Genomic DNA, 15,635 nt, shown 5'->3' with positions numbered 1-15,635 from the left:
AAGGCCCGGGATCCGATACGCGAACGGCCGCTTTTCCGCAACACTCCTCCGGGGTGTCAGTAGCGGTCCGTACCCTCGACGGCATGGAGGGGAACGAGCGGACAGTCCCACTCGGGGAGGAAGCCGACGCGGAGGCCTGGCGACGGCTGAGCGCGTTCGCGTACCTCAGCGCGCCCGAGCGCCTGGAGTACGTCGCGGTGATGCGGGTGTTCTGCGGCACGCTGCTCGCCGACCTGTCCGTACCCGACCTTCTTGCCAAGCTGGCCGAGAAGGACGTCCCGAGTGCGGCGCTGGACGCGGAAACGCTCACCCGCAGGCTCGAAGAGCTCGTACGCTGGGGCAATCTGCTGCGCAGCACGCACACTGTCAAAGCGGCCAGCATCACCGAATACCAGCGCTCGCGGTCGCGCTACCAGCTGTCGAAGCTGGGGGAGCGCGTGCAGCGGGGCGCGGACGAGGTACTGGCCGGGGCGGACGCGGCACGCGAGGTGAGCAGCGAGCTGCTGGTTCTCGTCGATCGCGGACTGCGCGAGATCGCCGCCATGGCCGCGGCGCCGGGTGGTGCCGATCCGCAGCAGGCGCTGGAGCGGATCAGTACGCTCTTCGTGCAATTCGCCGAATTCGCCGAGTCCGTCCGGGACTTCTACGCCTATCTGGGCCAGGTGCTGGCGCGCTACGACCTCGACTCGGCCGAGTACCAGGGGTTCAAGGAGCTGCTGCTCGACTACGTCGAGGCCATTACCGAGGACGTCTCCTTCCGGGCCCCGCGCATCGCGGCTCACCTGGACGCCGTCCGGCCCCACCTGCCCGGGCTGCTCGCCCGGATCGACGCACACGCGGCGGGCATGGGTGCACTCGCCGACGGGCTGACCGAGACGCGGGTGCAGCGCAGCCGCGGACGGGACATCGCGGACTGGGAGGGGCTGCGAGAGTGGTTCACCGACACCGGAGGGCACTCCAGCCAGGTGGATCAGCTCCGGGACGCCACCCTGCGGGCCCTGCAGTCGCTTCTCGCCAACGCGAAGCGGATGCTGCGTTCGGCGTCCGGCGAGATGTCCCGTCGCAAGGACCTGCTGAGGCTCGCGGCCTGGTTCGACGCGGCAGAGCCGGAAGAGGCCCACGACCTGGCGGTCGCCGCCTTCGGGCTCTACGGCGCACGCCACTTGGGGGTGGCACCGGACCCCGACCGGTCCGTTCCGGCTTACGTGAGCTGGTGGACAGGACCCGTGGTGGACGTGCCGGTGGCGCTGCGCGAGCGCGGCAGCAGAGCTCCGCGTGGACGGGCCGCGGCCGCCGAGGACCACTCCGAGCAGAAGCGTCACCTCATGGAGCAGGCACGCCAACAGGCCGAGGCCCGGCAGGCGGCTGGCGACGAACTGCGCAGCGCCTCGGGCAGGTTCGACCAGGTGCGCCTCAGCGCCCCGGGTATGCGACTGCTCCTGGAGCTCCTGACGACCGCTCTCGGCAACGCCCGGCTGAGCAGGGACCCCGGCGATTTCCTGCTCGACGGCGCGCTGGCGGAGGACGCGGATCTCGGTATCCGGCTGACCGCGTGGCGCACCCCCGGCCGGTCCAGCGTCCTGCGTTCGGTGGACGGCGACCTGACGGCGGACGATCTCTCGCTGGCCGTCGAGACCCTGGCCGTCGAGACCCTGGCCGCCGGGAGCACATCCGCACCGGCGATGGGGGAGGAGAGCGCCTGATGCCCCTGCCCTCTGCGCACGACGTCGCCCTCGCGGCCGAGCGCCGCACCGCCGCCCGGCTCCTGCTGGCCCACCCCCTGGTCACCAGCACCGGACCGCACAGCGACACCTTTCCACTGATCCGGCGCCACGCAGACTGGCTGGCCCAACGTTTCCAGCAGGTGTTCGGATACCGCCTGCTCGTGGAGGCGTCCTACGCCCGGCTGTTCAAGGCGGGCCTCGGCCCGGGCTCGGGTCACCGTCTGGAACGACCGTCGACCGGAACGCCGTTCAGCCCGCGGACCTACGCCTACCTGGCCCTCGCCCTGTCGGTCCTCGTCACCGCGCCGGAACAGCTCCTGCTCTCCCAACTCGTCGCCGACCTTCGGGCCGCGGCCGTCGACGCCGGCATCGAGATCGCCGACACCGGGCGGCAGGCCGAGCGGCGGACCCTCGCGGCCGCCCTGCGGCAACTCGTCGAATGGGGCGTTCTGGTCGAGACCGAGGGGCATGTCGGGGCCGTTGCCGAGGAGCGGGCCGGTGAGGCGTTGCTGACCGTGGACCGCGAGATCGCGCGAGCCATCGTCGCCGGCCCGCTCGCCCAGAGTCGCGACGGCGCGGACCTCGTGCGCCGCGCCGCCGACCCCGGTTTCGGCGGGCCACGCACCTACGTTCGCAGACGGCTCGTCGAAACCCCCGTCGTCCACCTCGACGACCTCACGGACGCCGAGCGCGAATGGCTGCGCACCCGGCAGCGCCGCGAGGCGCAGGCGTTCTCCGAACTGCTCGGCCTGGAAGCCGAGATCCGCGCCGAGGGCATCGCCCTCGTCGACGTCGAGGACGAACTCACCGACCTGCACCTGCCGGGCACGGGCACGGTGGCTCAAGCCGCGCTGCTCCTCGTGGAGCGGCTGGTCGACCGGCTGCGTCCCGAAGACCCGGGCCACCCGGCGATCGGCGGACGGCTGGTCATCGGCGTACCCGTCCCGGACGGGCTGCTCCCCGACCTGCTCGACGAACTGATCGAGGAGTACGGCAGGCGCGCCAACTGGCAACGCGGCCACCTGGAGGACCGGGACGGATTCCTCGCGGCCGTACTCGATCTCCTCGGCCGGATGCGTCTGATGGCTCCCGCCGGGCCGGTGCGCGCGGACGGCCACGGCCTGCCTGAGGGATACGAGCAGACGGTGGCCGACGGGCGTTCGGTCACCGATGTCGCTCAGGCGCGGGGCCAGGACCGTCCGGACGGAGGCTGGATTCTGCTTGCCGCAGCCGCCCGTTACGCCACCACGGTGGCCGTCAAACCCCGTACCGACCGGTCCCCAGCGGACGACGTCTTCGAGGAGCTGCCCCGATGAACCGCCCGCCGACCCCGCACCGCTACCGACTGCACCGCGCGGGCATCCGGAACGTCTGGCAGTACGACGAGCAGGAGTTCGCCTTCGGCGAGGGCCGCCTGCTGCTGCGCGGCAAGAACGGCGCCGGCAAGTCCAAGGCCCTGGAGATGCTGCTGCCCTACCTCCTCGACGGCGACGCCCGTGCGCTGGACGCCACGGGAACCGGACGCACCACGCTGGCCTGGCTGATGCTCGACGGCTTCGAGCAGACCAACAGGCTGGGCCATCTGTGGTTGGAGTTCGTGCGGACGGACGAGCACGGGAACGACCACCATCTGACGATCGGCGCGGCCATCCGCGCGTCCCAGTCGACCAAGACGGCGAAGCCGTTCTTCTTCACCACGCGACTGCGCATCGGTGAGGGCCTCGACCTCGCCCCCGCCGGGCGCCCCCTCCCTGTCGACCAGCTCAAGTCACTCGTGGGCTCGGAGAACGTCACCGACCGCGCCGTCGAGCACCGGGCCAGGGTCGCCCGCGAACTGTTCGGCCTCACCGACCCGGCGCGCTACCGCAACCTGCTCCACCTACTGCACCGTCTGCGCCGTCCCACCATCGGCGACCGCATCGACTCCGGCGGGCTGGTCTCGGTCCTCGCCGAAACCCTGCCCGCCCTCGACGACGAGGTCGTGGAGAAGGTCGCCCGTAGTCTGGACGACCTGGACTCCGTGAGGGCCTACCTCGGACGCCTCGAACGCACCGACCAGGCCCTGCGCACCTTCCTCACCGGCTACCGCGGCTATCTGCACGGGGCGCTGCGCCGCCGCACGGACCAGGTCACCGGTGAGCTGGAGCAACTGATGGAGCACCGCAGGTCCGCGGGTGACGCGGCGCGCAGGGCCGAGGGGCTCCGCGAGCGCGAGCAGGAACTCGACGCCCGCGTCGAAACCCTCACGGCCGAGTCGAATGCAGCTGAGACGGACCTGGCCGCCCTGCACGCCGGCGCCGGATATCGCAGCCTGCAGGAGCTCGGGGAGAAACGCGCCACGGTCACCGCCCTGCACAGCGCTGCCGCCACCGCCTTCAAGGCAGTCCGCCAGGCGCACGGCAACCAGGAGGAGGCGGGGCGGCGTCTCACCGCCGAGGCCCGACGACTCGGGGAAGAGCTGGTCGAATTGAGCACCACACACGGCGAGTTGGTCCGGGAAGCCGAGCGGTCCGGGATCGATCCCGTGCACCTGGGGGAGCCCGTGGCGACGCCCGTCGCACCGGTCACGCCCGCCGCCACAGCCGAACTGACCGCACCTGAGGGTGACTTCCACCTGGTACGACACGGCGAGGTGCTGGCGGTCGACACCGACACGTGCACGACCGCGCTGCGGGCCTGGGACGCCCGACTCGACGTCGCGCAGCCGGTGATCAGGAACCGCGTCAGGTTCGTCACGGAACTGGGCGCTCTCATCGAGCGGTCGAGTGAGGCGCAGAGGCAGGCGGACGAGGCCGACGCCGCCCGTGAACGACTGGAGGAACAGGCGGACCACGCGCGGACCCGGGCCGACGAACGCCGACATGAAACCGCCCGTGAGTCGGAGGCGTACGCCGTCGCGGCCAGAGACTGGAGCGAGCCGCTGCGGACCTCCACCCGCGTGTCCCTGGATGCCGTGGACGCCCTTGTCGCGCAGGACCCGGTCGACGGTCCGCTGCCCGCGCAGACCCCCGACGAGGTGGCCGAGGCGGCCCGGTCGGCCGTCGACCCATGGTTGGCGGAGCTGGGCGCGGAGCGTGACGACGTCGCCCTGGCCGTCCGCGAACTGGAAGCCGAGCAGGACCGCCTCCGACGCAGGCGCGAGGAATGGGAACGCCGCACCGACCCCGAGCCTCCGCCTCCGCCCCACCGCACGGCCCCCCGCGCGCCCGGCACGGGAGCGCCCCTGTACCGGCTGGTGGACTTCGCCCACGACCTGGAGCCGGACGCGCGAGCAGGGCTGGAGGCCGCGCTGGAAGCGAGCGGTCTGCTCGACGCCTGGGTGCGTGCAGACGGCGCGGTCCTCGACCCCACCACCCATGACACCCTCGTGGTCCCGGGAGCACCTGTGGCCGGGCCGACGCTCGCTCGGGTGTTGCGAGCGGTCGCCGCCCCCGACGCCGGAGTGACGGCGGAGCAGATCGAGCGCGTGCTGGCGGCGGTGGCTCTGGCCGGGCTCGGGGGTCGCATCAGCGATGCCGGCCCGGTGGACGAGACGGCAGAGGCGGGGCCGCCCAGCGTGATCGGTACCGACGGCTCCTGGCGGCTCGGCATCGCCCATGGCCGCCACACCAAGAAGGCCGCCGAGTACGTCGGTGCGGAGGTGCGTGCGGAGACGCGCCGCCGGGCGCTGGCGGAACTCGACCGAGGACTGGCCGACCTGGAAGGCGAGTTGGCGGAACGCCGGCACGGCCTGCGGATCCTCACCGAGCACCGCGACCGGGTCGGCGACACCCTGCGCCGGCCGCCCTCGGCACGTGGGCTGACGGATGCGTGGGCCCGTACGACCGAGGCCGAGCGCACCGCGGATTCCCTCGCCTCGCAGGCGTCCGCGGCCGCCCGCGAAGCGGAGCAGGCACGTGCCCGCGCGGTCGCAGCCCGGCGCGAGACCGAGGCGACGGCGAGTGCCCAGGACCTCCCGGCGGACCCGGCCGCACTGGAAACGGTCCGTCTGGCCCTGGACCGCCTCGGGCAGGGTGCGCAGCGCCTTCGTCGGCGCGTGCGCACGGTCCTGTCCACGGCCGACGGCCACCAGGGCGGCCGGACGGACTACGCGCGCGCCGAGTCCGCCCGACGGGAGGCCGAGTCGGACTACTCCGAGCCGCTCGGCCGCCTGGAGACCGCCCGCCGAACCGTCCAGGCCATGGAAGGGGCCCTCGGAGCCACGGAGCAGGAGATCCTCGCCCGGGAGGCCGCGGCGATGCGCCGTCTGAAGGCGGTGGGACGCCAACTCCCGCACACACGAAGGGACCTGGCCGAGGTGCACGACCTGCGCGTACGGGCGGAAGAGGACGAGAGGGTGCGGCGCGGGGCACTCGCCGGCCAGGAGACCGAGGTGCTGGCCTGCGGCAAAAGACTGCGTACGGCCCTCTCGCTGCCGGGCGTGCTGAGAGGGGCGGGTCTCGACCCCGGCGCGGACGACGGGGCCCTGAAGTCCCCTGATCCCGTCCACCACGACGTGCGCGACCGCATCGCGGCGCTGCGCCTGCTGGGAGACGCCGTGCGTCGCGGCCTGGACGCCGAACGTCATGACATCTCGGACACCACCCTCCTCAACCGCCACACCGACCTGCGCGACCAGCTCTCCGGCGGCTACGACGCGACGATCGAGGAACACGACGGCATCAAACTGTGCCGGCTCGTCGACGACCACGGCCCGCACGACATCGCCGTGGTCGGCGAGCGCATCGCGGCCGAGGCCGCCGAGGCACGTGACCGTCTGACGGAGCGCGAACGCGAGGTCTTCCAGCGCTTCCTGACGGGAGAACTGGGTGACCATCTGTCCTCGCAGGTGCTCGCCGCAGGCGCCCTGGTCGCCGCCCTCAACGGCACCCTCGCCACGGTGCGTACCTCACACGGCCTGGGCGTCACCCTGGACTGGAAGCTGGCGGACGGTGTCGAAGCCGACGTCAAGGCGGCCGTCGACCTCCTGCGCAGCCCCTCCGGGCTACGCACCCGTGAGCAGTCCGAACAACTCCGCGACGTCCTCCAGCGTCGTATCGAGGACGCCCGCCGCGCCGACCCGGCCGCCGGCTATGCGGCCCACCTGCGCGCGGCCCTGGATTACCGGGGCTGGTTCGCCTTCACCCCCTGGGTGGTCGACGACGCGGCACCGGGCAGCCGCCGTAAGCTCTCCGGCCGCACGGGCCTGAGCCAAGGCGAACAGCGGGTCCTCTCCTACCTGGTCCTCTTCGCCGCTGCGGCAGCGCACTTCACCAGTCTCGCCGACACCGCCCCGCACACCCCCCGACTGATCCTCCTGGACGACGCGTTCGCCAAGGTGGACGAGCCCACGCACGCCCGCCTCGGCCGCATTCTGGTCGACCTCGACCTCGACTTCGTCCTCACCAGTGAGCGACTGATCGGCAACTGGCCCGACGTACCGTCCCTCCAGATCTACGAGTGTCTGCGGGACCCGCGTGCGCGGGGCGTGGCCACGCTCCACTACACGTGGAACGGGCGGCAGCGAAGGCTGATGTCGGTATGACAGGACGTGAGAGAGCCCACGAGCACCCTCCGGCCGACGAAGCCCTCGCGTTTCTCACCCGGCCGGGCCTCACCCGCCTCTGGACGGCGGCACGGACCCGGCTCGAACGCAACGGGCTCCGACCGGCCGGAACCATCAGACTCGAGCACCTGGACGCACCGGAGCGCGAGGCACTGTCCCTCCTCCTGTCTCGATCGATCACCGGCCCCACCACCACGATCCGCCTGCCGGACCTGGACACCCGCCTGCGCACCAGCGCGGTCGGACGGGGCCTGGCCTCGACGCTGGAGGAACTGGGGCCGCCCCTCACGGACCGCCGGGCGGTCCGCGACGCGGCGGCGGCCGAACGAGCCCGCGTGTCGTCAGCGGCTCAGACGGAGGTGGAAGCCACATCGCTGTCCGCCCAGCCCTGGACGGCACAGTGGCTGGAGGAGATACGACGCGGCGGCACACTCGCCCGCCAGGATCCGAAGTCCGCGGCGACCGTGATCACCCAGGCCGTCCAGGTCCTGGCGATGCTCTTCCCCGGCACGGCCCCACGCCCCGCCCCGGCCGCCTGGGGCCGGGGCGAACTGGCCACCCGCGCCACCGGCTCGGCCCATGGCCTGGACGACGGCACGCTGCTGTCCCGACTGGTCCTGCGCGGCATCGCGCTGGCGAACGGTGTCGAGCTCCCCGCAGACGCGCCCGCGCGCCGGGCCCTGTGGCGCATGGCCTCGGTCGCCCCGGACGAAGTCTCCAGCACGGTGCTCACACTCGGCCTGCGCCCCACCGGCGGCACGTGGCGGGAGGCGGCCCTGCGCGAGCGCGCCGACCACCACATGGAAACTCACGTGACCCTGCGCGAGCTACGCACACTGAGGCTGGAGGTGCCGCCTGGCACCCACGTCCGCGTCTGCGAGAACCCACGCGTGGTCGAGGCCGCGGCCGACACCGGCCGTACGGCGCCCCTGGTCTGCACGTCGGGGAGCGCCACGACGGTCGTTCTCACCCTCCTGGACGCGTTGGCGGCGTCCGGTTGCACCTTCGCCTACCACGGTGACTTCGACTGGCCCGGGATCGCGCTGGCCAACCGGATCACGCATCGGTACGGAGCCGAGCCATGGCGGATGCGCGCGGCCGACTACGAGTACCTCGCGGCCCGCACGCAGGTGTACGGCACACCGCAAGTGGCCCTCGTCGGAACGCCGGCCGAGGCGGTGTGGGACGCGGAACTGGCCCCCACCATGGACGCCCTGGGAATCGCGCTCCACGAGGAGGCGGCGCTGGATCTGCTTTTGGAGGACCTCGGGTGAAGGCTCCGGCCGGGCGGCGGACCGCCTGACGGCACACACCACAGCGGACCCCCTGACGGCACACACCACAAGCGGATACACGTGATAAGTGTCGACATTCTATTGTTAACGCCGTCAACAAATGCAACCATTGATAGCTGGATTGGCCCTGTGTACGGTTGTCCGTATGACGGACGCTCCGGCCCCAGAGGCCACCCCGCTGGTCACCGGCTCTGAGATCGCCAGGCTGGCGGGCGTCACCCGCGCCGCCGTCTCGAACTGGCGGCGACGTTACGACGACTTTCCCAAGCCGGCCGGCGGGGGCGTCAACAGTCCGCTGTTCGACCTGGCTGAGGTGCAGGCATGGCTGGACAGGCAGCGCAAGGGGCAGGACGTCTCCGTGGAGGTGCAACTCTGGCAGGCGCTGCGCGGAGTGTACGGCGACGAGATGCTCGGTGGGCTCGTGGATGTCGCCCGCCTCCTCATCGAGGGAGAGGCGCGTGATGAGCTTCCGGCGGACGTCGTCCGGCTCGCTCGGGATCTGGCCGCGAGTGGTGGCGCGGCACAGGTGGTGAACGTCCTCGCAGAGCGCTACACCGACTCCGTACGACGGACCGGATCGGACCAGGTCACCTCACCACGGGTCGTCCGTGCCGTACGCCACTTCGCCGGTGAGGTGGCACCTGACGCGACCATCTTCGACCCAGCCTGCGGTATCGGCTCCCTCCTGCTCGCCGTCGGTCCCGAGCAAGGCCCCAGACGATGCGGGCAGGAGTCCAACGCCCACAGGGCCATGTTCGCGCAACTGTGGGCCGACCTCACCGGGCGCATCGACGTCGGCATCGTCATGGGGGACTCCCTGCGTGACGACCAGTGGACGGACCTCCAGGCCGACCTGGTGGTCTGTGACCCCCCAGTCGGTGAACCCGACTGGGGGCGGGAGGATCTGTTGCTCGACTCGCGCTGGGAGTTCGGCACCCCGTCTCGTGCGGAAGGGGAACTCGCCTGGCTGCAGCACGCCTATGCGCACACCGCGCCCGGCGGTCGTGTCCTCATGGTCCTGCCCGCCTCGGTCGCCTACCGCAAAGCGGGCCGCCGTATCCGCGCCGAGCTCGTACGACGGGGCATTCTCACCCAGGTCACCGCCCTTCCGTCCGGCACAGCGGCCTCGCATGCGCTTCCGGTCCACCTCTGGCAGCTGCGCCGCCCGCGGACCCTGGGGGATGCCGTCACCAGCGTCCGCATGGTCGATCTGACGGCGGGCGATCCGGACGCCTCACTGGAACCGGCTCCCGAGCAGATGGCGGAAGTTCCCCTGATCGATCTGCTTGACGACGCCGTGGATCTCACGCCCGGCCGTCATGTCGAGGATTCCCATCGCGACTACGCGGTTGAATATCAGACCTTGCGGCGGGATCTGACCGAGCAGGTGAGGCTGTTGTCGGAGTTGCTGCCAGCGCTGGTCGCGGCCGACGGCCCGGGCTCGCTGGACGGCCCCACTGTCAGCGTCGCCGACCTCGCGCGCGCAGGGCTCGTCGAGTACGGCGATCCGGAACCGGTCTCGATCAGCGACCAGCTCGACACCGACTACCTCCAGGGCTTTCTGCGCAGCGGGGCCAACACCCGGCGCTCCACGAGCAATAGCGGCACCTTCCGTCTTGACGGCAAGGGCGCCCGCATCCCGCAGATGGACATCACCGAGCAACGGCGGTACGGGGCGGCCTTCCGCGCGCTCCAGGAGTTCGAGGAGCGAGCGCGCAGAGTGGTGGAGCTGAGTCGGGACGCGGCGACCCTGGCAAGGGACGGGCTCGGCAACGGCGCGCTCGCCCCGGAAAGGTGACGCGGAGCGTCAGACCGCCTGGTCCGTGAGCAGATTCGGTCGGGGCACGAACGAACTGGCCGCCCCGCTCCAGGTCACCGCCAAAGCCTCCCGCGCGCGCGTGCACGCGACGAACAGCAGGCACCGCTCTCGCAGCAGATCCGAGTCGCGCTGCAGCGCGTCCACGGAGGCCGGCGTCACCTCGCGGGCGAAAGGCATCGCGCTCGCCGTCACACCCAGGACGGCGACACAGCGGAACTCCAGCCCCTTCATGGCGTGCATGGTGGCGAGTCGCACCCCGTCCGCGTCGGGCCCGGGGTTGTCCCTGACCCGGACCACCGGGACCTTGGCCGCGGCCAGCCTGTCGTAAGCCTTGTCGAGCAGCACATTGAATCGTGCGCACACACCGATCTCCGACGGCCGGATGCCCTGGGCGATCCAGCCCTCGACGCGCTCGACGAGCGCGGCGATCTCCGCCTGCTCGGAGCCGTACCCGTCCACGTGCGGCCTCCGCCCATGCAGCAGGGAGCGATAACCGGCCAGGGTGTCCCTGCCCTCGCCGCCCAGGTCGTCGACCGAGACCGGGCTGAGGATGCCCGTCGACCAGATGAGGATCTCCTCCGTCGAGCGGTAATTGATCCGCAGACGGTGCGTCCGGCCGGCCACCGAGATGCCCATGGAGCCGAGTGAAACTTTCGAGTCGTAGATGCGCTGGTGCGGGTCGCCCGTGATGAACAGATCGTCGCCGCCGGGCGCCACCGCGCCGCGCAGCACACGCCACTGCGCGGGGTGCAGGTCCTGCGCCTCGTCGACCACGACGTGGTCGTGCGTGGGCGCCGACCCGGCAAGGAGTTCGGCCGCCCGCGCGCACACCTTCAGGTGCGTGGTGGCCTTCTGGGCCCGCAGCATCGACTCGAACAGCTCGACTGCCGACCACAGGTGATCGCGTCGCGCCGAAGGCAGCGCGCTGCCGCGACCGCGCCGCAGGGTTGTGCGGTAGGCGTCGGCGGTGCGCAGGTCCTGGGCGAGCACGACGTGCCGGTACTCCTGGGCCAGGAACTGCTCCGTCCACGGCAGTCCCAGCTGCTTGACGACCCGCTGCCACAGCTGCCGCTCTTCCCGGTCGTTCACGGGGGAGGGGGACATGCGGTCGAGCCGGGTCACGACGCCGTGCGCATACGCGTTGACGGTGGTCACGTCGACGCGGCCGAGCAGCGCCTCGTCCCCGTCCAGCAACAGCGACAGGTTCTCGCGCAGCGAGCCCGCCAAGGCGTTCGTGTAGGTGGTCAGCAGGACCCGGGTGTCGGGCGAGCGGGAGAGGAGGTGCTTGACGCGGTGCAGGACCGCGACCGTCTTGCCCGTGCCGGGACCGCCGGTGATCTGGACCGGACCGCCGTACGACATCCGGTAGGCGACCCGCCGCTGCGAGGGGTGCAGGAACACCCGCCAGGCCGTGAACGGTTTCTCCAGGATGTCCGCCAGCTCTTCGGGGCCGCTGACCAGGGTGATGCGGCTCTTGGTGTTGGCGATGGCGACGGCGAGGCTCTCCTCGGGGGCGGGGCCCGCGTCTACCGGACGGCGGACGGCGACCACGTCCCGGTACACCTCGTCGGGACCGAACCCCTCGGCGAGATACTGGAGCACCTCGCACTGGTCCTCGGGCAGCAGTGTCTCGAACGCCTTGAGCTGCGCCTTGTCGACGATGGTCCGCACCGCGCGCAGCACCTGGTCGTCGATGCCCAGTTCGCGCAGCACGCCGTCCGAGTACTTCGCGAAGAGCAGGGAGCCGGCGGCGGCGGCCGCCTTCTCCAGCGCCGGAGTCAGCTGTTCGAGCGCGACCACGTTGCGGACTTCGAGTGCCCGGGTCGCGGAGTTCGTGGTGTACAGCCTCTTGGCTGCCCAGGTATACGCGTCGTCGTGCCGTACGACGTTGACGAGCAGGAACACATCACTGCCGTCGTCTGGGGCCAGGACGACACCGCGCCAGAAGTCGTTGATGCGGATGGTCCGCATGCGGGTGTCCTGCGCGTTCTGCACGGACTCGAGGTGAAGCCCCTTGTCCGCGTGCAGCTCGGGCACGGAGAGCAACTGGAACTTCTGCATCGCCTTGCGCACGCCGGCCTTGACGGGCTTCTCCAGTGAGTCGTAGCTCTCCCAGAAACTGTTGGCGAACGCGAGCTGCGGCACGAGGTGAACTCCCCATCCTGAACGGACACTCCGCAGTCGATCATACGCGCGGGGTGTTCGCCAACCGCTCGGCCAGCTCCTCGATCTCCGCGAGCAGTCCGACGGGTTCCTGGTCCAGATCGAGGGCGTGCTGATGGATGACGATGCCCGCGTGACGCACCCGGTGGGCGGCGTGCGGGGCATTTCCCTTCGCGTACACGAGGTGTCCCTCGCGCAGGTTGAGGGCTGTGCAGTACGCCAGCATCTGGTAGAGGTCGGCGTCCGGATAGCCGCCCGGCCGCTCGGCCTTGTACTTGGCGTCCGCGACCGCGCACGGGATGCCGTCCGGCCCGTACAGCACGAGGTCCGGTCTCATGCGGATCGCGGCGGCGGCGTCGAGGTGGTGCGGGTCCTGGAGGCGGGCGGTGTGGACGCCCGGACCCTGGCCCCGGCCCCGCTTCCGGAAGGTCTCGCGCAGGGCGGTCGTCACGAAGTCCTCGAAGAGCCTGTTCATGTCGAAGAGGAAGCCGTCGATGCGCAGCCCGCCGGGCGTGTGCTCGGCGGAGACGCCGTCCAGTACCGCGCGGGCGAGACGCAGGGCGTGCTGGTACCGGGCGTTGAGGCGGCTGGGCAGCCAGTCGGGGAGCGGCTGACCGCGCACGATCATGGTCACGTCGGCGAGCCGGGCACGCTGGTGGAGAAGCCTGCGGCGTACGTCGCGCGGCACACCGGGCAGCCGAAGGAGACGCTCGACGCCCGCGCGCAGGATGCGGTTCTCCGCGATGTCGGTGGTGAACTCGTCGTATGCCAACTCGACCGGCAGCATCGCCCCGAAGCGCCGCCGGATCTGTTCGGCCTCTCTGATCCGGCCGCGGACGACGAGCAAGGATTCCTCGGCCGCCCGATATCCCTGCAGCAGGCCTTGTCGCAGGGCCCCGTCCACCTGCCGCTCCACGGCGTGGGCGAGCGCGGGCAGCAGATCGCGGTGCTCGGCGACCTCGACTTCCCCGTCTCGCCAAGTCCGCTTCGGGTCGAGGCTGTAGCCGAGCAGGAAGAAGAGCCGTGCGACGGGCACCTTGGGCGTGACGCGTACGGTGACCGGAGAGCTGCCGTCCGATGCTGTGACGGCCACGGCGCCCACCTTGCTACCGGCCCGCAGTGACCAGAACCCGGGCACGTACGGGTCGGGGGCCGCGTCCACGATGTCGGAAGCGGCGAGGGCACGGCCGACGGCGTCCGGCAGGGCGAGACGGGCCGCCGGCGCGTGCTCGACCAGTTCGACGGACCGCACCGCGTCCACTGCGGGCGTCATCCCAGCGACTCCCGCAGCGCGGCCAGACCGTACCGCCTCTCGATGTCCACGCCCTCCCCGTAGTGATGCTCCTCCAGCAGGGGCAGGATCTTCGTCCGCCAGGTCCGCTCCAGTCCGCCCTCCCGGTAGACGCCCTTCTTCATCAGGTACGAGGGCCCGATGCGGAAATCCGCCTCGTCGATACGGGAGTTGAGTGCGTCGAGCAGGTCGGCGGGCTCCGCGTCCTTGCCTTCCCTGGCCAGCCAGCGGCGCAGCAGACCGCGAGTCGGCTCCGTGCGCGGTGACAGTTCGACGAAGGCGAAGCGACGGCGCATGGCCGCGTCCACGAGGGCGATGGACCGGTCGGCGGTGTTCATCGTGCCGATGACGAAGAGATTCGGCGGCAACGCGAAGTCGTCACCGGAGTAGGTGAGCCGCACCGACTTGTTGCGGTACTCCAGCAGGAAGTACAGCTCGCCGAAGACCTTCGCCAGGTTGGCCCTGTTGATCTCGTCGATGATCAGGAAGTGCGGGATGTGCCGGTTGCCCTCGCGGGAGGCCAGGTCGGCCAGCTCACGCAGCGGGCCGGCGGTCAACCGGAAGGCGACCTCCCTGGTCTGCGGGTCCTCCTGCGGCCGGAAGCCCTCGAAGAAGTCCTCGTAGGCGTAGGAGGGGTGGAACTGCACGAGCTTGACCTGCTCGGGCCCGCCACCGAGGAACTCGGCGAGCTTCAACGCCAGGTACGTCTTGCCGGTGCCTGGCGGCCCGTAGAGCACCAGCTGACGGTCGTCCGCGAGCAGATCACGCACTTCGCGCAGCCACGCGGTGTCGTGCACGAGGAGGTCGTCCGCCAGCCCGTCCGTGGGCTCGGGCAGCTCGGGCTCACGCCGGGCGACGATCGCCGGGATCTCGACACTCGGATCCCGGTCTATGGCTTTGGCCTCCTTCGTCAGCTCCTCGTCGCTTCGGCCCAGCCCCTCGACGAGGGCCTGGACGGGCGTCAGGTCGACGACGTCGTGCTGGATCGAGAGCTTCTGCTGGAGAGCCTCCGGCAACTCGTCGTACGGAATGCCCGCAGGCCTCCAGCCGGCTCTCCGCCGCAGATTGGACAGTCCACCCTCGGACTCGACCTGCTCGGCCTCACCGGTGACCGTGCCCACGTACAACTGTCCGTCGGAGATGGCGCAGAGGGTGTCGCCCAACCGCATCTGGGTCAGGAAGCAGTGCAGCTCGTCCACCATGGTCTGCTTCTGACTGTACGAGGTGGTGGCGTCGTACCCCTCCTGCACGTACTGCCGCAGCACGCTCTTGGTGGGGTCCGCCTCGTCCACCTGCGGTAGATGCGTGGCCGAGAGGGTCACCCATCCGTCGGGCACCCACAGGCGCTTCACGAGGTCGCGGCCCGACACGTTCGAGCCCCGCACCAGCCAGGTCTTGTGCGGGGTCCGCCACGAGCTCCCGAGGTAGTCGACGAGAGGGAAGCCTTCTTCCGTGCGCCACTGTGCCAGGCCATCTGTGCTGCGCCCCGCTACCACGGAGGCGGCCGCGGAGGGCGAGTTGCACTCGATGTCCCGTGTCGTCTCCCAGTGGCCCTGCCACCGGGCCGACCCTCTGCGGATGCCGCCGTCCGCGACCAGCTTCTCCCGTTGGGCCGCGGGATACGGCGGGATGCCGGGGGTTTCCTCGGGATGCACGGGCGAGCCCGCGAGGACGAGGAACTTCAGACTTCCGTTCATCCCCTTCTCGGGCAACACCCGCCCTCGGGCCTGCGGCCCACCGTTCGGCAGGGTCAGCAGGAACTCAGGGTACTCGTCGGCCATGAACCTCCCCCTCTGTA

The 15,635-nt window shown here is 71.0% G+C and carries 8 protein-coding genes; 5 read left to right on the top strand and 3 right to left on the bottom strand.

Annotated features, from left to right (window positions below; all coding sequences use genetic code 11):
• Positions 1–83: 83 nt before the first annotated feature.
• The 5 genes from OHS82_RS07505 (at position 84) to OHS82_RS07485 (ending at position 10,362) form a co-directional block, all read left to right on the top strand.
• Positions 84–1,703 (top strand): TIGR02677 family protein, encoded by a 1,620-nt coding sequence (locus tag OHS82_RS07505; protein WP_328433566.1) that lies wholly within the window; start codon positions 84–86, stop codon positions 1,701–1,703.
• Positions 1,703–3,040 carry a TIGR02678 family protein gene (locus OHS82_RS07500; RefSeq protein WP_328433565.1) on the top strand — a complete coding sequence of 446 codons (1,338 nt, stop codon included), beginning with the start codon at positions 1,703–1,705 and terminating at the stop codon, positions 3,038–3,040. Before OHS82_RS07505 ends, OHS82_RS07500 begins: the two co-directional genes overlap by 1 nt.
• A complete protein-coding gene (locus OHS82_RS07495; protein ID WP_328433564.1) occupies positions 3,037–7,248 on the top strand; it encodes a TIGR02680 family protein in 4,212 nt (1,403 codons plus the stop codon). Before OHS82_RS07500 ends, OHS82_RS07495 begins: the two co-directional genes overlap by 4 nt.
• On the top strand, positions 7,245–8,543 hold the full coding sequence (locus OHS82_RS07490) for a TIGR02679 family protein (protein WP_328433563.1): 1,299 nt from the start codon (positions 7,245–7,247) through the stop codon (positions 8,541–8,543). Before OHS82_RS07495 ends, OHS82_RS07490 begins: the two co-directional genes overlap by 4 nt.
• 166 nt (positions 8,544–8,709) lie before the next feature.
• Positions 8,710–10,362: an N-6 DNA methylase gene (locus OHS82_RS07485; protein ID WP_328433562.1), complete on the top strand. Its 1,653-nt coding sequence runs from the start codon at positions 8,710–8,712 to the stop codon at positions 10,360–10,362.
• 9 nt (positions 10,363–10,371) lie between these two features.
• Here OHS82_RS07485 and OHS82_RS07480 read toward each other — a convergent pair whose 3' ends face one another.
• Genes OHS82_RS07480 through OHS82_RS07470 form a run of 3 tightly spaced genes read right to left on the bottom strand, consistent with a single transcriptional unit; the run spans position 10,372 to position 15,618 of the window.
• Positions 10,372–12,528, bottom strand: a complete 2,157-nt coding sequence (locus OHS82_RS07480) for a UvrD-helicase domain-containing protein (RefSeq protein ID WP_328433561.1) — start codon at positions 12,526–12,528, stop codon at positions 10,372–10,374.
• 40 nt (positions 12,529–12,568) lie between these two features.
• On the bottom strand, positions 12,569–13,819 hold the full coding sequence (locus OHS82_RS07475) for an McrC family protein (protein ID WP_328433560.1): 1,251 nt from the start codon (positions 13,817–13,819) through the stop codon (positions 12,569–12,571).
• Entirely contained in the window at positions 13,816–15,618 is a 1,803-nt protein-coding gene (locus OHS82_RS07470) for a DUF4357 domain-containing protein (protein WP_328433559.1), read from the bottom strand. The genes OHS82_RS07475 and OHS82_RS07470 overlap by 4 nt, the downstream gene beginning before the upstream one ends.
• Between the last annotated feature and the right edge of the window lie 17 nt (positions 15,619–15,635).

The sequence above is a fragment of the Streptomyces sp. NBC_00425 genome, from assembly GCF_036030735.1.
In the GTDB taxonomy this organism is placed as follows: Bacteria; Actinomycetota; Actinomycetes; order Streptomycetales; family Streptomycetaceae; genus Streptomyces.
Note: the sequence above shows the minus strand (reverse complement) of the source record. Positions and strands in the feature narration are given on the sequence as shown.

What these genes read in the sequence shown, in the direction of transcription:
- OHS82_RS07505 (WP_328433566.1), top strand. Translation starts at nt 84, where the DNA reads ATGGAGGGGAACGAGCGGACAGTCCCACTCGGGGAGGAAGCCGACGCG.
- OHS82_RS07495 (WP_328433564.1), top strand. Translation starts at nt 3,037, where the DNA reads ATGAACCGCCCGCCGACCCCGCACCGCTACCGACTGCACCGCGCGGGC.
- OHS82_RS07485 (WP_328433562.1), top strand. Translation starts at nt 8,710, where the DNA reads ATGACGGACGCTCCGGCCCCAGAGGCCACCCCGCTGGTCACCGGCTCT.
- OHS82_RS07490 (WP_328433563.1), top strand. Translation starts at nt 7,245, where the DNA reads ATGACAGGACGTGAGAGAGCCCACGAGCACCCTCCGGCCGACGAAGCC.
- OHS82_RS07475 (WP_328433560.1), bottom strand. Translation starts at nt 13,819, where the DNA reads ATGACGCCCGCAGTGGACGCGGTGCGGTCCGTCGAACTGGTCGAGCAC.
- OHS82_RS07470 (WP_328433559.1), bottom strand. Translation starts at nt 15,618, where the DNA reads ATGGCCGACGAGTACCCTGAGTTCCTGCTGACCCTGCCGAACGGTGGG.
- OHS82_RS07500 (WP_328433565.1), top strand. Translation starts at nt 1,703, where the DNA reads ATGCCCCTGCCCTCTGCGCACGACGTCGCCCTCGCGGCCGAGCGCCGC.